Raw genomic sequence first — 20302 nt, forward strand, 5'->3', positions numbered from 1 at the left:
TATCTTCTTCTTTTCTCACTTTCGGACTTCCGGACTTTCCGACTTTCGGACTAAAACCCTACTTTTGCAGACTTTTTAAAACACAATCATGTTAAGAACACATACTTGCGGCGAATTAAATATCAGTCATTTAGGTGAAACGGTAACTTTATGCGGTTGGGTCCAAAAATCACGCGACCTTGGCGGAACAACATTTATTGACGTTCGCGACCGTTATGGATTAACCCAATTGGTTTTTAATACCGATAGTGATGATTCTTTGCGTGAATTAAGCAGGAGCCTTGGTCGTGAGTTTGTGATCAGGGTTACCGGCAAGGTGCTGGAGCGTACCAGCAAGAATGCTAAAATGGCAACCGGCGATATTGAAATTGGAGTAACCGATATAGAGATCCTGAATGCGGCAAAAATTCCTCCGTTTATGATTGAGGATGAAACTGATGGCGGCGAAGAGCTTCGTGCAAAATACCGCTATCTTGACTTGCGCCGTAACCCTATCCGTAACAACCTGATGCTGCGCCACAAAATGGCACAGGAGGTTCGTAAATACCTGGATGGCCGTGATTTTATAGAAGTGGAAACCCCGGTGTTGATCAAGTCGACCCCGGAAGGTGCACGTGACTTTGTGGTGCCAAGCCGCATGAACCCGGGTGAGTTTTACGCTTTGCCGCAATCGCCCCAAACATTTAAGCAATTACTGATGGTAAGTGGTTTCGACCGTTATTTCCAGATCGTAAAATGTTTCAGGGATGAGGATTTACGGGCCGACCGTCAGCCGGAATTTACGCAGATCGACTGCGAGATGGCTTTTATTACCCAGGAAGATATCTTAAACATATTTGAAGGGCTTACCCATCATTTATTTAAAACAGTGAAAGGTATTAACCTGCCTGCTATCCCAAGGATGCAGTATGCTGATGCGATGCGTTTATATGGTTCTGATAAACCGGATATCCGTTTCGGGATGGAGTTTGTGGAATTGAATGATGTGGTTAAAGGCAAAGGGTTCAGCATTTTTGATAATGCCGAGCTGGTTGTTGGGATCAACGCAAAAGGCTGCGCAGATTATACCCGCAAGCAAATTGATGAATTGACCGAATGGTTAAAACGGCCGCAAATTGGCGTTACCGGCATGATCTATTGCCGTTATAACACTGATGGCACTTTAAAATCATCAGTTGATAAATTTTATAATGAAGACGAACTAACCAACTGGGCCGCTGCTTTCAATGCCGAGCCTGGTGATTTAATATTGGTATTAGCCGGACAAACAGACAAAGTACGCAAGCAACTAAACGAGCTGCGCCTGGAAATGGGCTCCCGTTTAGGCTTACGCGATAAAAATACTTTTGCCGCATTATGGGTGCTTGACTTCCCGTTATTAGAATGGGACGAAGAAAGCGGCCGTTACCATGCCATGCACCACCCGTTCACTTCGCCAAAACCAGAGGATATTGCCATGCTGGATACCGCGCCGGGCGATGTTAGGGCAAACGCATATGACCTTGTAATTAACGGCACCGAAATTGGCGGCGGATCGATCAGGATCCATGATCGTGCTTTACAGTCCTTAATGTTTAAGCATTTAGGCTTTTCGCCAGAAGAAGCACAAAAACAATTTGGCTTCCTGATGGATGCCTTTGAATACGGTGCACCTCCACACGGTGGTATTGCGTTCGGTTTCGACAGGCTATGTTCAATCTTTGCCGGGCTGGATTCTATCCGTGATGTGATCGCGTTCCCTAAAAACAACTCCGGCCGCGATGTAATGATTGACACGCCATCAACCATTGCCGAGACGCAGATGAATGAGCTGAAGATTAAGACAGTTTTATAGTTTTGAACCATGATTTGCTTGATTTGAAGATTTCTTGATCTCTTGCAGTGAATAGTATCCCTAAATCCTCTAATCAAGCAAATCATGGTTCAGAAAAAGGATGGCTTTAAAATATGCCATCCTTTTTTTATATTAGGTGAAAATCCCTGATATGAAAAAATTATACTTGTTTCTCCTTCTCGTTTCTTCCATATCCGCATTCGCACAAACCAAATCAGTTAAAGAGGATGTCAGCAAAAAAGCCGATGCCCTTCAAGACCAGATCATTGCCTGGCGCCGCGATTTCCATGAACACCCCGAGTTAGGCAACCATGAAGTTCGCACTTCAGGTATAATCGCTAAATATTTACAGTCGCTTGGGCTTGAAGTAAAAACAGGCGTAGCAACAACGGGTGTTGTAGCCATATTGCGTGGTGGCAAACCCGGGCCTGTTGTGGCCCTTCGTGCCGATATGGATGCGCTGCCTGTTACGGAACGTACCCCTGTACCTTTCGCATCAAAAGTAAAAACCATGTACAACGGGCAGGAAGTTGGCGTAATGCATGCCTGCGGTCATGATTCGCACATGGCTATCCTGATGGCTACAGCAGAGGTTTTAACGTCGATGAAAAAAGACCTGCACGGAACGGTCAAATTTATTTTTCAGCCAGCCGAAGAAGGATTGCCGGCAGGTGAAAAAGGCGGCGCCGAAGAAATGGTGAAGGAAGGGGTAATGGAAAATCCGCATGTTGATGCCGTATTTGGTTTACACATTCAATCCTATCAGCCTGCCGGTACAATAACTTATCGCCCCGGCGGAGATATGGCTGCAGTAAACCCAATGAAGATTGTTGTAACCGGTAAACAGGCGCATGGGGCTTATCCATGGTCGAGCGTTGACCCTATCGTAACATCGGCACAGATCATCAACGCCCTACAAACTATTGTAAGTCGCAACCTGCAGGTTACACGCAATGGCGCAGTAGTAACTATTGGCGCTATTAATGGCGGCAACCGGTCAAATATTATTCCCGAAACAGTAACTATGTTAGGTACTATTCGCACCCTGAACGATGATGATGAAAAAATGATCATTGAAAGGGTTAGAACCATAGTTACTAAAACAGCCGAAGCCGCAGGCGCTACTGCGGAAGTCACCATCCCTTTTGAACATCATTACCCGATAACTTATAACAATCCCGAACTGGTTGCTCAAATGCTGCCCACTTTGCAGGCAACCGCGGGAACAGAAAATGTTTCGCTACGCAACGCTGAAACGGGTGCCGAAGATTTTAGTTTCTACGAGCAAAAAGCTCCCGGAATTTTTATCCACTTAGGCGGGATGCCGAAAGGCGGCGACCCGGTAAAAGCACCGGCACACCACACACCCGACTTTTTTATTGACGAAAGCGGGTTTACCCTTGGTGTAAAAGCTTTATGCAATTTAACGTTAGACTATATGAAAGCGAATAGTAAATAAACTAAAAATACAGCCCCATGGGTGCCCCCGCAAAAGCATAAAGCCGGAAACATAAGCATATGATATCCATACAAACATATATCCCCAAAACACTAACGCATCTTATCAAATCATTTTGGTATATGGAGGTGGGCTTTGATGATAATGTTTACCAGGAAGAAATTATCCCCGACGGGCACAATGAGGTTATTTTTTACCTGAATAACAATAGCAAGTGGAAATCGCCCTGTAATGACGAGTGGATAACCGAGCCTAGTGCTTTTATTGCCGGACAAACATTAAAGAAACACGAAATTAAAATGTTTGCCGGCGCACGTTTGTATGGCATCCGCTTTTACCCGCACACCTTATATCCTTTTTTTAAAATTCCGCTTCATGCCATTAATTCCAGAATCTTGCCTTTGAGCGATATAATGGATCCGGAGGGAATCTGGAGCTGTATTACAGATCAGCCCGAACAAACGTTCGAAAACATGGAGTGCTATTTGCTGGAGATGATCTCTTTTCAAACACTTAACAGCCAGGGTTATCAATATGTAAACCGGGTAATGAATTCTATTTTAAAAACCAATGGCATGCCGGGCATTAATACGATAAGGGAAGGCGGAGGGCTCTCTGCCAAATATTGTGGCGACCTGTTCAGGAAATATGTGGGTATAACGCCAAAATGCCTGTGCAATATTTTAAAGATCAATCAATTTATCTCCAATAAAATAAACTATCCCGAATTAAGCTTTACAGAATTAACATATGAATCCGGTTACTATGATCAGTCGCACCTGATCAAATCGTTCCATCAATTTACAGATACGTCACCGCGCAAGTACTTTGAAAATGGCCATCATATAAGCAATATATTTTCAGCGTTGTAAATAGTTCATTTTTTTACAATTTCCTTTTTATGGCATCAATTAGTTTTGCCTTAAAAAGGAAACATATGAAATGGATAACAATTATTTTTTTGCTATGCAGCAGCATTGTGCAGGCACAGGATCATGGAGTTGCACATTTTTCTGTCTGGAACCCAAAACCGGGACAGGCGGCAAGCTTTGAAGGCGGCTATAAACATCACCTTTTGTGGCATAAAGCCAATAAAGATACCTGGAACTGGTATGGCTGGTACATTATTTCAGGCTGGCGTACCGGCCAGTTTATTGATATTACGGTTGGACATTTATGGGCCGATTTTGACAATGAGGTAAACCCGGCAGGAGACGAGGCGGATAACCAGTTACATACTGAGCCTTTTGCCGACTATTTAAGAGCATACAAAGGGTCACTAATGCCATTTTCGGATACTGATTATAAACAATCGCTCACCGCGAAAATGGTAAGGATGCTTACCGTTGATGTCAGCGATATAATCCAGGGCGCAAAAATTATTGAAAAAGTAATAGCGGATTATAAACTAAAAAACGAACCAGGAAAATTTGTGGTGTTTAATGTGATTGACGGAGGAGATGTTAAGCAGTATATTATTTTGATCCCGCTTAATAACATGGCCGAAATGGGAAAAACCATGAACATTAATACCCAACTAACCAATTCAAATAACGTGATTACCGGGATAACTTCCGAAACATTACTTTTTCAGCCTGAGATGAGTATAAATATAAAATGACCGGTACCCGCAGGGCAAGGATAAGGGCGCTGCGGGTATAATGTTCACTTGTTTTTCAAACTTGCATAAGCCCGTACCGGAAACGTGCCGGCACCTTCAATTTTTGGCGGCACAGCGTTGAAAAGGTAGCCACTATCGGGCAGAAGCTCAAGATTGCAAAGGTGCTCAACTATCAATATTTCCGCACCCAGTAGCGTAGTATGTACCGGCCTTGTTTTACCCGTGGTATTATCAATATTATGGCTGTCAATTCCTACCAGTTTAACCTGGCAGTCCTTTAAATAAACAGCCGCTTCCTCTGTAAGATAAGGGTGGCCCTCAAAGTAATCAGCGGTGTTCCAATGTTTTGCCCAGCCTGTATAAACAAGTACCGCTTTATTCCTGATCTCTTTTCCAACAAAATAATCTTTGCCTATTGCTGTAGCATCTTTTGCGTTAATGGTGATGGCATCCAGTTCTGCACATTGTTCCAGGGCTATCTGCGAAAGATCTTTACCATGCTCAAACCTGTGGAACGGGCAATCGAGATAGGTACCAGTATTGGTAACCATTTCAATCTTACCTATCTGGAACTCGGTACCTTCTTCATAAAACTCTTTTGATCTTTCACGGCTTAGGTAATCGCAGATTATTGGGGCGGGCAAACCCTTGTAGGTTACCAGGCCATCAAAAACAGTATGGCTCAGGTCAATCAGCTGCTCATCTGATGACGCATCAACAGGTTTACGTTTATGCTTTTCTTCAATATAATATTTGTTCAGGATCTTTACTTCGCCTACCATCAGCAATTGCATGTCCTGCACAATGTAATCGGCTAATTCCTTATCATTAATAGTATCCCCATCAATATCCAGCCGGAAATCCTGGCCCTGGATGCCGCCGCCGTTGGTAAAGGCGATATCAAAATCAAAAACAACTCTTTTATCAGGCATAATTATTAGGGTTGAAGCATTAGACAGTACATGATGGTGGTACTTAATTTAAAATATAAATTTGTTATTGTCTGGCAAACCTAAGCAGATCTACCAATTATGAGAAACAAAGTGTCAACTTTTTTATGGTGTTTAGCAATCGTTTGGTGTTTTTTAATAGCGGGCAATGCAAACGCCCAAAACGCGAACCAGGCAGTTAAAAAGAAATATGATGTAGCCGCATTTCTATACCCTGCATATATCAGCAATGAGCCCCGGATCCGTCCTTTTTGGCCGTTGGGAATAGGGGAATGGGAAACCGTTACCAATATGCAGCAACGATACCCGGGGCATTACTGGAACCGTAAACCTTTGTGGGGAACGGTAAATGAAGCCGACCCTGCCGTAATGTCGATGGAAATTAACGAGGCGACAAAGCATGGCGTTAATGTTTTTATTTTCGACTGGTATTGGTATGATGGCCGGCCATTTATGGAGACGACGTTAGACAGCGGCTTTTTAAAGGCCGATAACGTTAATAAAATGAAATTTTATTTAATGTGGGCCAATCACGATGTGGTGAACACCTGGGACACCCGGCTTAATAAGATTAATGATGACAACGTAATATGGACAGGAAAAGTGAGCCGGGACGAGTTTGAAAAAATTTGTAAACGAAATATTGAAATGTATTTTAAGTTGCCGCAATATTACAAGATAGACGGAAAGCCGGTGTTTATGATTTACGATGTGCCCCAGTTGATAACAGGCCTTGGCGGAATAGAACAAACAGTCGCGGCCCTGAAGTGGTTTAAAGAGGAAACTATAAAGGCGGGTTTCCCGGGACTGGAACTGCAATTGACCATGTGGTCCATAAACGTTAACTATAGCGGGTTTGATGGCAGCAAAACTAAAAACCCCGAAAATGCATTTGTGAAAAAGCTGGGCTTTACCAGCGCAACGCATTACCAGTTTGTGCACTTTACCAATGTGAACGATGATTACCTGAACATTATCGACCGCGCAAAAAAGGAATGGGCGCGCATTGATACTGCATTTACCTTAAAATATTACCCCCACGTAAGCATTGGGTGGGACAACAGTCCGCGTACTGGGCAAAGCGCGGTAGTTAAAAACAACACCCCGGCAAATTTTGCAAAAGCATTGCAAATGGCAAAAGATTACGTTGATGCCCATCCTCATCAAGCCCCGCTAATAACCATAAACAGCTGGAATGAATGGACCGAAACCAGCTACCTTGAACCGGATAATGTGTATGGATACGGGTATTTGGATGCGGTGAAAAGTGTGTTTGGAGGAGAGCAGTAAGTATAGCCACACCCGTCATGTCATTGCGAGCGCAGCGTGGCAACCGCATACTATGCAGAGCGAACAGAAAGATATTGAACTTTGCACAGTAGACTTGCATAGTTCGCGATTGCTTCGTACCTCGCAATGACAAGTTTTTTTATTTTTCTACACCCCCACAACTTCCCCAATATCACTCAACAAAACAACGGCCTGGTCAATACTATGCACCCCTTCAATGCTTAACCGCAGGGTGTTTTTAACCTCTTTTAAGTTAGTACGCCGCGGGTTGGCCTGCACAAAATTTAACACATTCCTGAATGCTTCTGTTTCAAAATAGGGTGATTGCTGGTTGGTTAGGAAATAACCACGCAGCACATTCTTTTTAAGCGAAATCTTTTCAAAACCTATTGATTTGCCCAGCCACTGCAGGCGCATGGTGTTCAGCAGATCGTTTACCTGTGGCGGGATCGGGCCAAAGCGGTCATGCAGCTGCTGCTGGAAGGCTTGTAGTGTTACTTCGTTTTCCAGTTTGGAAAGCTCTGTATATAAGTTATAGCGTTCAGCTATGCTTGTCACATATTCATCCGGGATCAGGATCTCCTGGTCGGTATCAATCTGGGTGAAGGAGATAAAAGGCCTTGGCTTATCATCAGGGAACACGCCTTTAAATTCGTCTTCTTTCAACTCCTGGATAGCCTCATCCAATATCTTATGATACATCTCGAAACCTATCTCGGCAATAAACCCGCTTTGCTCGGCACCAAGCAGGTTCCCGCTGCCGCGGATGTCCAGATCGCGCATGGCAACGTTAAAACCGCTGCCCAGGTCGCTGAACTCTTCAATGGCACTCAGCCGCTTGCGTGCCTCGCTGGTAAGCGTTGAAAGCGGGGGGCTCAGTAAATAGCAATATGCCTTTTTGTTGCTCCGCCCAACGCGGCCACGCATCTGGTGAAGATCGCTCAATCCGAACATATGGGCGTAATTGATAATGATGGTATTGGCATTAGGGATATCCAAACCGGCCTCAATAATGGTTGTAGCCACCAGTACATCATACTCATGATTTACAAACTTAAGCATCACGTCTTCCAGGGCATCACCCTCCAGCTGACCGTGTGCTATGCCTATCCTCGCCTTTGGCACCAGCTTATGGATCATCCCGCCAAGCTGCGGCAGGTCGGCAACACGGTTATGGATAAAGAAGATCTGTCCGCCGCGGTCAATTTCGTGCTCAACGGCTTCTTTTATCAGCGTGTCATTAAAAACATGCAACTCGGTAACTACCGGTTGCCTGTTTGGCGGCGGGGTTGAGATAATGGAAAGGTCCCTTGCGCCCATCAGCGAAAAATGCAGGGTACGCGGAATTGGCGTTGCTGTTAACGTAAGCGTATCCACATTGGCGCGCATCTGTTTCAGCTTTTCTTTGGTTGATACGCCGAATTTTTGCTCCTCGTCAATGATCATCAGCCCAAGGTCCTTAAACTTCACGTCTTTGCTCACCAGGCGATGGGTGCCGATAATGATATCAACCTTGCCCTCTTTAAGCTTCTCCAATGTTTCTTTGATCTGCTTGCTGCTTTTAAAGCGATTCACATAATCAATATTGGCAGGGAAGCCTTTCAGCCGGTCGGAGAATGTTTTATAGTGCTGGGCCGCTAAAATGGTGGTTGGTACTAATATGGCAACCTGCTTGCTATCGGCTACAGCTTTAAACGCTGCACGGATGGCAACCTCTGTTTTGCCGAACCCTACATCGCCGCAAATAAGGCGGTCCATCGGATGCGGCGATTCCATATCTTTTTTCAGATCGCTGGTTGCTTTTTCCTGGTCGGGGGTGTCTTCGTAAATAAAAGAGGCTTCCAGCTCGGTTTGCAAGTAGCTGTCCGGACTAAATGCATTACCCACCTGCGTTTTCCTGATGGCATAAAGCTTGATCAGATCGCGGGCGATATCTTTAACTTTTTTTTTTGTTGTTTTCTTCAGCTTTTCCCAGGTATCGGTACCAAGCTTGTTCATCCGCGGAACTGCACCCTCTTTGCCGCTGTATTTACTGATGCGGTTCAGCGAGTTGATGTTTACATACAGCAAATCGTTATCAGCATATACCAGGCGGATCATCTCCTGCATTTTGCCATTCACCTCAACCTTTTCAAGCCCGGCGTACTTGCCAATGCCATGATCAATATGGGTTACATAATCACCGGCTTTCAACTCGCGAAGCTCCTTTAATGTGATAGCCTGCGAGCGCTGGTAACCCTTTTTTAGCTTGTATTTATAATAACGGTCAAAGATCTGGTGATCGGTATAACAGGCTAAATGCTGTTCCTTATCAACAAACCCTTCGCGGATGGAGATGCTGATCGGCGTAAACTTTACGGTTTTATCAAGGTCATCCAGGATGGCGTAAAGGCGCTCAACCTGCCGGGCAGAATCAGTAAGGATAAAATTCTCTATCTTCTCCGCCTCGTTAGCTTTAAAATTATGGATCAGCAGGCTAAAATCTTTATTGAACGATGGCTGGGGGCGCATCTCAAAATTGAATTTCAAATCAGTCTGATAAAAAAACTGCTTCCCAAACTCAACCAGCGGAAAATCATGAAGCTGATCGGCTATTAGCTTTTCATCGGTAAAACTAAATTTGGGGTCTATCCAATCAGGGTTCTGGTTTTTTTCATCAGCAGATAATGCCTTCCAAAGTGCGGTTGCTTTTTTATAGCCGCTTTGAATAATATCCAGCGTAAACTGTACGTCCTTTATCCAGATCTGTGTATCGGGCTCAACATATTCAAGCAACGAAATGTTGCTCTCGGTTAAGAACTTTGATTGTACATTGGGCACAATGGTAATGCTTTTTACCTGCTCAACCGAAAGCTGGCTTTCTATTTCAAAGGTACGGATCGATTCTATCAGGTCGCCAAAAAACTCAACCCGGTAAGGCAGCTCGTGCGAGAAGGAGAAGATATCAACTATGCCGCCGCGGATAGAGAACTGACCCGGCTCATACACAAAATCAACCCGGTCAAAATCATACTCCACTAAAAACTCGTTGATAAAATCAATCCCAAGCTTATTATTAACTGAAATTTCGAGCGTGTTTTTCTCCAGGGATGCACGGTCGATCACCTTTTCCGCAAGCGCTTCGGGATAGGTAACTATAAGTTGCCCAAACTCCGAGGAATGGCTAAGCTCGTTCAGCACTTCGGCACGGGCCAAAACATTGCTGCTGTCGGGCTGAGTAAATTCAAATGGTTTTCGGTATGATGAGGGGAAAAGTAAAACCTCCTTGCCGGTAAGGCTCTCCAGGTCGGCCTGGAAATACCCGGCTTCTTCACGGTCGGGCAGCACAAAAACCATGTGCTTATGCTGCAAAAAATACAAAGCTACCGCAATGGCCGCATCACTTGATCCGACTAAACCTCGCAGCTGAGCTCTTGGGTTTTTTGAAGCGTTAAGCGCTTGTGCCAATGCTGTTACCCGTTCATCAGCTTTGTATCTTTCTAAAATATCACGGATGTTCAAACTGCCGCAAATATATGCAAAAAAGGCTTTTTAATTTGACCCTGGTAAAACATGAAAAATTATCGCAAACAATATTGCAGTATAATTACTTTAATTAGTAAATTTATGTATGAATCAGAGATTAGATGTCAGAGACCGGAGATTAGGTAACTAACCTCTGATCTCCGGCCACTGACCTCTCCAACAAACCAACCAAAACCATAAACTATGAAGAATGCAATTATTTCCGGCCTTTTTATTGGTGTTTTAAGCGGCACATGGATGTTTGTTATGCATGCGCTTGGCTATTCGCCGCAAAGCAGCACCCTTGCGCCTATTGAATATGTATCGGTATTTATCCCCCTCATAGTGTTATACTTCGGCGTGCGCAGTTACCGTGCCCATGAATGCGGCGGGCATATGGGCTTTTTAGAGGCCCTGATGCAATGCTTTAAGATTTTAATTGTCGGCGGCATAATAACGGTTGCTGCGTCAATAATTTTTATAGATGAGTTTGCCAAAGAAAGTAACCTTATGGATTTTTCGAGCCGCATTTTCGGCGCGTTATTATTGGGGATCCTGTTTTCATTAGGCATCTCGGTATTGTTAACCACCAAACCCAATAAGGTTGATTAAAACAATATTTGCCAAATACTTTGAGCTTGCTTTTTGGATAGCCGGCCTGGTATCGTTGGCATTAACCAACTCGGATAATCAATCGCATTTTTCCTTATGTCCGCTAAAAATGCTGGGCATAACCTGGTGCCCCGGTTGCGGACTGGGGCATTCTATCTCATTTTTATTTCATGGCGATATTAAAAGCTCCCTGCATGCGCACTGGCTGGGTATCCCGGCTTTGATAGTTATTTTATATCGTATTTATGTTTTAGGGAGGATGAGGCTGTTACCTGCCTTTCCCGGAAAAACATCCCCGGCAGAATAATAACATACAGATTTATTCTTTACCAGTGGATGCAACATGTCATTAAGTTAAAGGAACATTGGCTATAAACTAACCACATAGCAATGTACAATAGCCCTACCTAAATCCTCCCCGGCTGGGAGGACTTGAAAAAAATAAACGCAGGCGAAGCCAAAGTCTCCCCTACCGGGGGAGATTTAGAGGGGGCTAAAAGGCTTTTGGGGAGAATCACGTTTGTGATATCCCTTAACTTAATGACATGAGGGCTATGTTGTTTAGAGGAGTCTTCACCGCCCTAATCACCTGTTTTGCCGACAACTTTAAATAATCAGCCAACTTTGCATTGCCAAAAATTTAATTCTATCTTAGTTTTATATCACAATAAAAAATCACTTTAAAAAATTAAGACAATGGACATGTATCAAAATCCTCACATGGCGTTTCCCGGGATAACACCAGAGGAAATGGGTTTCTTACAACAGGGAACTGCAGACCTTGATGAAGAGCAGAAAAAATATTTTTATATGGTTTATTCCAGCAAAAGAAAAAATCCGCAGGACCTGTTATTATTTACGCTGTTGGGCTTTGTAGTTGTTGCCGGCGTTCAAAGGTTTGTTATAGGGCAGGTGGGCATGGGCCTTTTATACCTGTTTACCGGTGGTTTTTGTTTGATTGGGACCATAGTTGACCTTATCAATAATAAAACCCTTGCGAACGACTTTAACAGGCAAATGGCCTATGAAAGCTATCAAATGGCAAAAATGAGAAGCTAAAAAAGTTAATCCCTTTATAAAAGATTAAAACGGGCGTAAGCATTGGCAAAATTGCCAAAGAAAATATTACCTGCCGTTTTAATCTTTTTTTATGGAATTTCAATTTTAAGAAGGGATATTAACGTGTACGAATGGGTTGGGTCAAATTAATGCATGTAATTTATATTCAAAAATTGAATTCGTGAAATTCGAATCAATTCGTGAAATTCGTGTCAATTATGAAATTATCCCAACTCACCACCTATCTCGAAAGCCTTGCCCCCCTGGCTTACCAGGAAGATTATGATAATGCCGGACTGATAGTTGGCCAACCGGAGCAGGAGATCTACCAGGCGCTCATCTCGCTTGATTGTACCGAAGCCGTGGTTGATGAAGCTATTGCTACCAATTGCCAGGTAATAGTTTCGCATCATCCTATCGTTTTTCGCGGGTTAAAAAAATTCAACGGCAAAACCTATGTGGAGCGAGTGGTTGAAAAAGCCATTCGCAACAACATTGCTATCTACGCCATTCACACCAACCTGGATAACATAATGGCAGGTGTTAATGCAAAGATCTGCGAAACACTTGGCCTAAAAAATTGCCGCATCCTGGCGCCTAAACATAATTTACTAAAAAAGCTGGTTACTTATGTACCGCAGAGCCATGCAGACGAGGTCCGCAATGCCCTGTTTAGTGCCGGTGCGGGCAACATTGGCAATTACAGCGAAACCAGCTTTAATACCGATGGTATCGGTACGTTTAAAGGAAACGACAATACCAACCCTTATGTGGGCGAGCCCGGCAAACGCCACCTGGAAAATGAGGTGCGCATTGAAACCATTTATCCCGCCATACTGGAAAGTAAGATTTTGATGGCCCTGGTTTTGGCCCATCCTTATGAAGAGGTTGCTTATGATCTTTATAATCTTACCAACCAAAATCAGCAGGTAGGTTCGGGAATGATAGGGGAATTGGAAACATCGCTTGATGAAGAGTCATTTTTATATCATATAAAAGAAAAAATGCACTGCCATGTAATAAGGCATACTGCGCATACCGGGAAGCACGTTAAAAAGGTGGCGGTTTGCGGTGGTGCCGGCGGCTTTTTATTAAAGCAGGCCATAGCCGCCGGGGCCGATATTTTTATAACTGCTGATTATAAATATCACGAGTTTTTTGATGCCGACGGAAAGATCCTGATTGCCGACATCGGACATTTTGAAAGTGAGCAATTTACGCAGCAATTATTGTATGAAATTATTACAAAAAAATTTACTAACTTTGCCGTCCGTTTAACAGAAGTAAATACAAACCCCGTCAAATATTTTATTTAATGGAACAAACCGTAGAACAAAAGCTTAAAGCTTTATACGAACTACAAACTATCCACACCAAAATTGATAAAATTCGCCAGGTTAGAGGTGAATTACCTATGGAGGTTGCCGACCTTGAAGATGATGTTGCAGGTCTTGAAACCCGTATACAAAAAATTAAAGCCGAGCTGGATGATTTGGAAGATGATATAGTTACCCGCAAAAACCTGATAAAGGATGCGCAGGCTAATATCAAAAAATACGAAACCCAGCTTAACGAGGTTAAAAATAACCGCGAGTTTGAGGCTATTTCAAAAGAAGTTGAAATACAGGGATTAGATATACAGGTAAGTGAGAAAAAAATCAGGGAGTATGGTTTTGAAATAGCTTCAAAAACCGCTATCTATGAAAAAGCCCTTGCCGACCTTGAAGCACGTAAAAGTGACCTTGACGCTAAAAAAGCCGAATTAGGTACTATTACTGCTGAAACGCAGAAAGAGGAAAACGAGTTAACTGTACTTGCTGATAAAGCAACAGTTAACATTGATGAGCGTTTACTGATAGCTTATAGCCGCCTGCGCCAGAATGCAAAAAATGGCCTTGCAGTTGTAACCATTCAGCGCGATTCATGTTCAGGATGCTTTAACCAGATCCCGCCTCAGCGCCAGTCAGATATCCGTCAGCGTAAAAAGATCATCGTTTGCGAACATTGCGGCCGTATTTTGGTTGACGAGCAAATGGCTTTAGAAGCAGAAACTGTTTAAGCCCCCAGCTCCCTGAAGGGGAGTGGAGATAAGATTATAAAAGGCACTCATTATTGGGTGCCTTTTTTGTGTTCTGTTGTCATTGCGAGGTACGAAGCAACCGCACGCAGTACACAACCGCGAGTGCAAACTCTACGCCTTCTATTCGCTCTGTATAGCATACGATTGCCACGCTGCGCTCGCAATGACAATCGTTAGGAATCGTATCTTTGGAAAACATCACAATGCGAAAGTCACACCTAGCTTATTTCACACTCATCCTCACCATCATTATTCTGGGCCTGCTATCCCGTCATATAAACGGCAGCCCTCTATTTATTGGTGATATTTTATGGGGATTGATGGTTTACTTTATAGTAAGGTTCATGTTAATCAACCAAAGTATAAAATGGGTTAGCATTGCAAGCCTGTTGTTTTGCTATTCGATAGAGTTCAGCCAGCTTTACCAGGCTACATGGATCAATAGCATCAGGCACACGGTAATTGGCGGATTAATATTAGGCGAAACATTTGTTTGGGGCGATTTGCTTTGTTATACCGTTGGGGTAGGGATTGGAATGTTAGTCAACAGATGGTTAGATAAGCGCGGATCCGGTCACCCGGATCTATCGTAGAGGTTTCGTACCTACGGCACGGACATCTCTCGGATTCTTTTTTCTACCAATATTTGACCCCGATGGGGTCGTCTTTAGACTGGTGGTCGAACATTTTCCGGAGTTCCTGCCTACAGAACAGATTTCCCCCGAATCCTTTTTTACGAGTATTTAACCCTGATAGGATAGGCTTTGCATAAGTAACCTAGCGTTTTCTAACAGCTTTTCCGCTCACCCCCCCCCCAATAAATCATCCAAAATGGCACCATAGGTGCCCAATATTGGTAGAAAAAACAATTAATAATATATAGCGTGCCATAGGTACGAAACCTATAAAAGCGATATACCCTATGCTAACCACTCACCTAATCAACCCAATCTAACCACTCACTAAAACATACTCGTCTGCTTTCCATTCTTCGGCACAAATAAACTATAATCAAATTCAGGCATCTCTCTGTCGGCCATAAAGCGGTTACAGGCCATTTTAAACATTTGGTGAATAGATTCTGCTATTTTTCCCTCGCCGCTCATCCGGCGGCCAAAATCACTGTCATTCAGCTTGCCGTCATGGCATGACTTTATCATATTCAAAACCTTTTCGGCCCTATCCGGGAAGGCCTTGTTTATCCAGTCGGTAAAAATCTCTCCTATACTACCATTCAGACGAACAATGGTAAAGCCGGCAGATAGTGCGCCCCTGTCGGCAGCCGCTTTTATAATTGCGGGCACCTCGTTGCTGTTAAGTCCGGGGATGATGGGTGCAGCCATTACCCTGCAAGGGATGCCCTTTTCTGTTAATTTTTGAATTACGGCCAGCCGTCCAGTAGCTGTTACTGTGCGCGGCTCCAGCTTTTGCCGCAGCTGTTCATTTAGTGATGTTATTGATACATTAACGTGTACTAATGACATTGCCGCTAACTCTGTAAGGATATCCAGGTCGCGCAATATCACGTTGTTTTTGGTGATGATGCTAACCGGGTTTTTATATTTAAGAAAAAGCTGTAAAAGCGACCGTGTTATTTTTAACCTGCGCTCAACAGGCTGGTAACAATCCGTATTGCCCGAAAGCAGAATGCATACGGGTTTGTAGTTTTTTTTATTAAAGTATTGTTCTAAAAGTTCGGGGGCGTTTCGCTTTACAATTATTTTGCGTTCAAAATCAAGGCCGGCGCTAAAGCCATAATATTCATGGGTGTTGCGGGCATAACAGTAAATGCAGCCGTGTTCACAACCCTGGTAGGGGTTTATAGAATACATATGGCTAAGGTCAGGACTGTTTGATTCGCTTACAATCTTTTTAGGGGTTTCTTCAAAAAGCTGGGTAGCGGTATTTTCAAGCAATGGCTCGTCAAGCCCCTCAATATGCTCTAATACGTACTTGTTCTTTAAAAACTTATTATGCGTATTTACCTGTGCGCCGCGCCCTTTAAAAAACTCCTCATTATCCTCATGTCCCATGAAGACAAATTTGCTAATAATTTTAGCAAATTACAACTCTATCAGCTTGTTTTTTATGGCGTATAACACAAGGCCGATCCGGCTTTTAACCCCTAACTTTTCAAATAACTGATCGCGATACCCATCAACAGTACGAATGCTGATACACATTTGTGTAGCAATTTCTTTATACGTAAGCTCAGATGCGGCCAGCTTTATAAACTCAAGCTCGCGCATTTGTAAGGTAATCTGATCAAGCTGCTCATTGAACGAATTAATTAACAGGCGGGTAACAAATTCGGGATAATAAACTTCGCCAACAGATACCTTTTGCAGGGCTTGTTCAAACTCATGCGGTTCCGAATCTTTAAGCATATATCCTTTTGCACCAAACTTAAGCATGGTGAGCACCTTTTCCGGGTCTTCAAGCATTGATAAAACTATAATCCGGATTTCGGGATAATTTTCTTTCAGCCATAATGCTGTTGATGTACCGTCCATCACTGGCATATGAATATCAAGCAATACAATATCGGGCTTTAGTTTTGAAGAAATTTTGCGCACCATTTCCTCCCCGTTGCTTGCCTCAAAAAGTATGTTGAATCCTTTAAAATTATTAATTAATGATGCAATCCCGCTTCTGAAAAGGCGATGATCATCAACTAACGCGATCTGGATGGCTTCCATTAATTGTATATTCTTTGTTGTAAAAGGTTTAAGGTAATTTTAACACTACAGCCATTTCCCGGCGAACTCTTAATAGTTGCTACAGCTCCAATAACTGTTGCTCTGTTTTCAATATTTGTTAAACCAGAACCTGTATTATGGTCCAATGAATCAGTTAAAAAACCAGCTCCATCGTCTTCGACTGTTAAATTAAACATTTCGGGAACATATTGCAAGCTAATTTTTAAAAGGCTTGCACCTGAATGTTTAATGGCATTATTTAATGCTTCCTGAAAAATACGGAAAAGCACTAATTCGCTTTGTTCTCCCAATGGATATATATCCCCTTGTACTAAAAGGCTTGCATTAATAATCCCGCTTTTGTTAAGTTTATTTACTTCGTTTTCAATAGTTTTTACCAGGCCAAGCTTTGAAATATGTTCAAAGCTAAGGCTTTTGGAAAGATCGCGCAGGTCGGTAATTACCTGCGCGATCAAATCCCGGTTTTCGTTTATCTTTACCTGCTGTGTGCTATCCACATTGCTTATCATTGCCAGGTTAAGCTTTACAAATGATAGTACCTGGTTAACATTATCATGCAGCTCGCGGCTTACGTGAGCAAATGTTTGTTCCTGCATCTCTAAGCGGGCTTTAAGAAACTCCTGCCTAAAGTTTGCCTGCATAACATCGCGCTCTGTTTTATTTTGCCCCTGCCGTTTTTGGTATAACAATATAAAATAAATAATAAAACCCGTGAGGAATACAAAAAATACGGTTGTTGAAAAAATTACAACATATAGTTCGCTGGCATTTGGAGCAACATTACCCATTAATAAATTCCGTTATGTTTTCTTTTTTATTATCCATCAATATTGAAATGCCAATTACAATATAAAATATAAAATTAACTGCTAAAGCAAAGTAAGCAAGTGGTATAACATCAAGTTTGTTTTGTATAAAATAACTCAATAATGCAAAATCAAGAAACATGGTTGTTGCGTAAAATAACACATTTATATTAAACCAAAACAGGCTTTGCTTAAATAAACTTTGCTCAGCGGGAAACAAAAGCATTTGACGAAACAATAGCAGTGAATAAACAACATAAACAATATGTGAAGCCTCAAGGATTAGTGAAGGAAACTGCGTTATCTTCTCAAAAAACAATACGTTTACAATTTCCAGGATAAGCATAGCAATTATTGAAACAATAATTGCTTTTTTTACCAGCTTGTTTGTTAACAAATAAAAGTAGGTTAAAGAAAAGAATGCATATTCAATTACTGCCCAAATGTGAGCCACCGGCATATTATTGTGATAAATTTTACCATATACTTTTTTTATGCTTTCGCTTATTAAAGTACATAGAATTAACACCGTTAAAATTTTGAAGGCCTTTGAAAGCTTTTTATAACGTATTAAGCCAGCAATGGTTACTAATAATAACAGTGTTAAATATACGGCATATATGTAGTCACCATTCATATCAATCTATTATAGAAGGTCTGTACAAAATGGCGGACAAGGCATTATCTGGTCCCAGGTTTCGTATCGGCCTACATAAGGCGCAGCTCCGTTTACTTCCGGATAGTCAGGATTTGCCTCAGCCCCGGTAAGTATCAGTGTAAAAATATTGGCGGTTGATCCTATATGATCAGGGTGTTTTGCAAAATGCACACTCACCCCAGCATTATTAGGGTCGCTAAGCATTGCATCTAAACTTCTGCGGCTAATAAAAAAACCATTTAGAAATTGCCCGTCAGGTGTTACCAACGCCGGTCCGCCGGTGCCTGAATTTTGAGTCTGGTAGTTGTTAATTAAACTTTTTGCTAAGGTTTTGTCGATTACTGATGACATAATAAATTGATTAAAGGTTAGTTAATGAGGCATGAAGATAAGGTTTGCCCTTACAAATTTGCCCCCGTTAAATAACGGTATTTTTACCGTATTTTAACGCATAAAATACCGTTATTTAACGGGGTGAAAATTCAGAATAAATTACTTATATAGGGTTTTGCCCTAAATACGGGAATAGGTAATTAAACAAAACCCGGTTATCAACGTTAACCTGCTGATGCGTAAATTTTTACAAGGTATTTTCACAAAGCCGGTAGTAGCACTTGCAAACCGGATTTCATCAAAGCCGGATAAAAAAAGGGTTGATAAAGCATTAAGCGATCTTTACAATCAAATTAAAGCAAATAAGGCCAGGAAGGGTTTGATGCTGCCTTTTAATGCTGCCGCAGATAAATTCATCATCCTGTCTGACCAGCATAAGGGTGCCCGCGACGGAGCCGATGTTTTTGCCAAAGCCGCTAAAAATTACCTGGCGGCGTTAGAATATTACAATAAAAACCACTTTTTTTATATAAACCTGGGCGACAGTGAGGAGCTTTGGGAAAACCTTTTTATTACTGTAAAACGGCATAACAAGGCAACCTTTGAGGCCGAGAAGCTATTTATAGCCCGCAAGGCTTTTATCAAGATCTATGGCAACCATGATCTTTATTGGGATAATGATCCGCTTGCGGCGGTTGGCCTTCAAAGTATCTACGGGCAAAAGGTTGAGATTTATGAAGGTGCAATACTTAAAACCACTGTTAAAGGTAAGCCTTTCGAAATTTATATGACCCACGGCCACCAGGGCGATCTGCAAAGCGACGGTAACTGGTTCAGCAAGTGGTTCGTATCAGATATTTGGGGGCCATTCCAGGCATATTTAAGAATAAACCCTAATACACCGGCTAATAACAACGAGTTAAAAAGTGATCATAACCGCATGATGTACGAATGGAGCTCAAAAAGGGAGAACATAATTTTAATAACGGGGCATACGCATCAGCCGGTTTTCAGATCATTAACCCAGCTCGAAGCATTGTTTGAAAAGTTAGGCATTGCAAAACACAATAATAACACTGCTGAAGTTGCCGCGCTGCAAAATAAAATTGATAAGCTGCATCTTAAACCCTTTAGACCACCTGATTTTAAAGGCTACTTAGATACTTATTTTAACAGCGGCTGCTGTTGCTTTGACGACGGTGATATAACTGGTATTGAAGTAGCAGATGGCTGTATAAGGCTTATAAAATGGCAATACGGAAAAGGAAAAACCTCCGAACGGCTGGTACTGGAAGAAAGTAAGCTGGAAGATTTGAAATTGCGCGATTAAGATACAAGAGTCAAGAAATCAAGAATCAAGAATCAAGAATCAAGAT

Annotated in this window: 19 protein-coding genes; 12 read left to right on the top strand and 7 right to left on the bottom strand. The window is 42.4% G+C overall.

Annotated elements, in window-relative coordinates; translation table 11 throughout:
• Nucleotides 1–88: 88 nt before the first annotated feature.
• From aspS to BUE31_RS26270, 4 genes are all read left to right on the top strand, one after another.
• Nucleotides 89–1834 (top strand): aspartate--tRNA ligase, encoded by a 1746-nt coding sequence (aspS, locus tag BUE31_RS26255; RefSeq protein WP_073406844.1) that lies wholly within the window; start codon nucleotides 89–91, stop codon nucleotides 1832–1834.
• Between the two features lie 151 nt (nucleotides 1835–1985).
• Nucleotides 1986–3293, top strand: a complete 1308-nt coding sequence (locus BUE31_RS26260; RefSeq protein WP_073406845.1) for an amidohydrolase — start codon at nucleotides 1986–1988, stop codon at nucleotides 3291–3293.
• Nucleotides 3294–3352: 59 nt separating this feature from the next.
• Nucleotides 3353–4165: an AraC family transcriptional regulator gene (locus BUE31_RS26265; RefSeq protein ID WP_083620356.1), complete on the top strand. Its 813-nt coding sequence runs from the start codon at nucleotides 3353–3355 to the stop codon at nucleotides 4163–4165.
• A 65-nt stretch (nucleotides 4166–4230) separates the two neighbouring features.
• On the top strand, nucleotides 4231–4914 hold the full coding sequence (locus BUE31_RS26270; RefSeq protein ID WP_143167268.1) for a hypothetical protein: 684 nt from the start codon (nucleotides 4231–4233) through the stop codon (nucleotides 4912–4914).
• Between the two features lie 44 nt (nucleotides 4915–4958).
• On the opposite strand, the gene BUE31_RS26275 is transcribed toward BUE31_RS26270, so the two are convergent.
• On the bottom strand, nucleotides 4959–5846 hold the full coding sequence (locus BUE31_RS26275) for a cyclase family protein (protein ID WP_073406848.1): 888 nt from the start codon (nucleotides 5844–5846) through the stop codon (nucleotides 4959–4961).
• Between the two features lie 99 nt (nucleotides 5847–5945).
• Between BUE31_RS26275 and BUE31_RS26280 the strand changes: the two genes are divergently transcribed.
• Nucleotides 5946–7154: a glycosyltransferase WbsX family protein gene (locus BUE31_RS26280; RefSeq protein WP_073406849.1), complete on the top strand. Its 1209-nt coding sequence runs from the start codon at nucleotides 5946–5948 to the stop codon at nucleotides 7152–7154.
• Nucleotides 7155–7301: 147 nt separating this feature from the next.
• On the opposite strand, the gene mfd is transcribed toward BUE31_RS26280, so the two are convergent.
• Nucleotides 7302–10655, bottom strand: a complete 3354-nt coding sequence (gene mfd, locus BUE31_RS26285) for a transcription-repair coupling factor (RefSeq protein ID WP_073406850.1) — start codon at nucleotides 10653–10655, stop codon at nucleotides 7302–7304.
• 207 nt (nucleotides 10656–10862) lie between these two features.
• On the opposite strand from mfd, the gene BUE31_RS26290 reads away from it, so the two are divergent.
• From BUE31_RS26290 to BUE31_RS26315, 6 genes are all read left to right on the top strand, one after another.
• A complete protein-coding gene (locus BUE31_RS26290; protein ID WP_073406851.1) occupies nucleotides 10863–11270 on the top strand; it encodes a DUF4199 domain-containing protein in 408 nt (135 codons plus the stop codon).
• Entirely contained in the window at nucleotides 11263–11577 is a 315-nt protein-coding gene (locus BUE31_RS26295) for a DUF2752 domain-containing protein (protein ID WP_234997912.1), read from the top strand. Before BUE31_RS26290 ends, BUE31_RS26295 begins: the two co-directional genes overlap by 8 nt.
• 389 nt (nucleotides 11578–11966) lie before the next feature.
• The gene (locus BUE31_RS26300; RefSeq protein WP_073406852.1) at nucleotides 11967–12329 is read left to right on the top strand and encodes a TM2 domain-containing protein; all 363 of its coding nucleotides are present in this window, start codon (nucleotides 11967–11969) and stop codon (nucleotides 12327–12329) included.
• Between the two features lie 218 nt (nucleotides 12330–12547).
• Entirely contained in the window at nucleotides 12548–13645 is a 1098-nt protein-coding gene (locus tag BUE31_RS26305) for a Nif3-like dinuclear metal center hexameric protein (protein WP_073406853.1), read from the top strand.
• Entirely contained in the window at nucleotides 13645–14388 is a 744-nt protein-coding gene (locus BUE31_RS26310; RefSeq protein ID WP_073406854.1) for a zinc ribbon domain-containing protein, read from the top strand. Before BUE31_RS26305 ends, BUE31_RS26310 begins: the two co-directional genes overlap by 1 nt.
• Before the next feature lie 224 nt (nucleotides 14389–14612).
• The gene (locus tag BUE31_RS26315) at nucleotides 14613–15002 is read left to right on the top strand and encodes a ribosomal maturation YjgA family protein (RefSeq protein WP_073406855.1); all 390 of its coding nucleotides are present in this window, start codon (nucleotides 14613–14615) and stop codon (nucleotides 15000–15002) included.
• 369 nt (nucleotides 15003–15371) lie between these two features.
• Here BUE31_RS26315 and BUE31_RS26320 read toward each other — a convergent pair whose 3' ends face one another.
• From BUE31_RS26320 to BUE31_RS26340, 5 genes are read right to left on the bottom strand one after another with little or no spacing between them, the layout of a single operon-like run.
• Nucleotides 15372–16442: a PA0069 family radical SAM protein gene (locus tag BUE31_RS26320; RefSeq protein ID WP_200801990.1), complete on the bottom strand. Its 1071-nt coding sequence runs from the start codon at nucleotides 16440–16442 to the stop codon at nucleotides 15372–15374.
• A 30-nt stretch (nucleotides 16443–16472) separates the two neighbouring features.
• Nucleotides 16473–17108, bottom strand: a complete 636-nt coding sequence (locus BUE31_RS26325) for a response regulator transcription factor (RefSeq protein ID WP_073406857.1) — start codon at nucleotides 17106–17108, stop codon at nucleotides 16473–16475.
• Nucleotides 17108–17917, bottom strand: coding sequence for a sensor histidine kinase (locus BUE31_RS26330; RefSeq protein WP_073406858.1), 810 nt, complete (start codon nucleotides 17915–17917; stop codon nucleotides 17108–17110). Before BUE31_RS26330 ends, BUE31_RS26325 begins: the two co-directional genes overlap by 1 nt.
• Nucleotides 17910–18572 carry a hypothetical protein gene (locus tag BUE31_RS26335; protein ID WP_073406859.1) on the bottom strand — a complete coding sequence of 221 codons (663 nt, stop codon included), beginning with the start codon at nucleotides 18570–18572 and terminating at the stop codon, nucleotides 17910–17912. Before BUE31_RS26335 ends, BUE31_RS26330 begins: the two co-directional genes overlap by 8 nt.
• A 9-nt stretch (nucleotides 18573–18581) precedes the next feature.
• Nucleotides 18582–18944, bottom strand: coding sequence for a hypothetical protein (locus tag BUE31_RS26340; protein WP_073406860.1), 363 nt, complete (start codon nucleotides 18942–18944; stop codon nucleotides 18582–18584).
• Nucleotides 18945–19161: 217 nt separating this feature from the next.
• Between BUE31_RS26340 and BUE31_RS26345 the strand changes: the two genes are divergently transcribed.
• Nucleotides 19162–20256 (top strand): metallophosphoesterase, encoded by a 1095-nt coding sequence (locus BUE31_RS26345; RefSeq protein ID WP_073406861.1) that lies wholly within the window; start codon nucleotides 19162–19164, stop codon nucleotides 20254–20256.
• Nucleotides 20257–20302 lie beyond the last annotated feature (46 nt).

The organism is Mucilaginibacter sp. OK098, assembly GCF_900142915.1.
Lineage (GTDB): Bacteria > Bacteroidota > Bacteroidia > Sphingobacteriales > Sphingobacteriaceae > Mucilaginibacter.

Bases quoted from the DNA above. Each gene is read 5' to 3' on its own strand.
- BUE31_RS26315 (WP_073406855.1), top strand. From the start codon at position 14,613: ATGCGAAAGTCACACCTAGCTTATTTCACACTCATCCTCACCATCATT.
- BUE31_RS26305 (WP_073406853.1), top strand. From the start codon at position 12,548: ATGAAATTATCCCAACTCACCACCTATCTCGAAAGCCTTGCCCCCCTG.
- BUE31_RS26270 (WP_143167268.1), top strand. From the start codon at position 4,231: ATGAAATGGATAACAATTATTTTTTTGCTATGCAGCAGCATTGTGCAG.
- BUE31_RS26330 (WP_073406858.1), bottom strand. From the start codon at position 17,917: ATGGGTAATGTTGCTCCAAATGCCAGCGAACTATATGTTGTAATTTTT.
- BUE31_RS26260 (WP_073406845.1), top strand. From the start codon at position 1,986: ATGAAAAAATTATACTTGTTTCTCCTTCTCGTTTCTTCCATATCCGCA.
- BUE31_RS26345 (WP_073406861.1), top strand. From the start codon at position 19,162: ATGCGTAAATTTTTACAAGGTATTTTCACAAAGCCGGTAGTAGCACTT.
- BUE31_RS26310 (WP_073406854.1), top strand. From the start codon at position 13,645: ATGGAACAAACCGTAGAACAAAAGCTTAAAGCTTTATACGAACTACAA.
- aspS (WP_073406844.1), top strand. From the start codon at position 89: ATGTTAAGAACACATACTTGCGGCGAATTAAATATCAGTCATTTAGGT.
- BUE31_RS26300 (WP_073406852.1), top strand. From the start codon at position 11,967: ATGGACATGTATCAAAATCCTCACATGGCGTTTCCCGGGATAACACCA.
- BUE31_RS26320 (WP_200801990.1), bottom strand. From the start codon at position 16,442: ATGGGACATGAGGATAATGAGGAGTTTTTTAAAGGGCGCGGCGCACAG.
- BUE31_RS26290 (WP_073406851.1), top strand. From the start codon at position 10,863: ATGAAGAATGCAATTATTTCCGGCCTTTTTATTGGTGTTTTAAGCGGC.
- BUE31_RS26280 (WP_073406849.1), top strand. From the start codon at position 5,946: ATGAGAAACAAAGTGTCAACTTTTTTATGGTGTTTAGCAATCGTTTGG.
- BUE31_RS26265 (WP_083620356.1), top strand. From the start codon at position 3,353: ATGATATCCATACAAACATATATCCCCAAAACACTAACGCATCTTATC.
- BUE31_RS26325 (WP_073406857.1), bottom strand. From the start codon at position 17,108: ATGGAAGCCATCCAGATCGCGTTAGTTGATGATCATCGCCTTTTCAGA.
- BUE31_RS26340 (WP_073406860.1), bottom strand. From the start codon at position 18,944: ATGTCATCAGTAATCGACAAAACCTTAGCAAAAAGTTTAATTAACAAC.
- BUE31_RS26335 (WP_073406859.1), bottom strand. From the start codon at position 18,572: ATGAATGGTGACTACATATATGCCGTATATTTAACACTGTTATTATTA.
- BUE31_RS26275 (WP_073406848.1), bottom strand. From the start codon at position 5,846: ATGCCTGATAAAAGAGTTGTTTTTGATTTTGATATCGCCTTTACCAAC.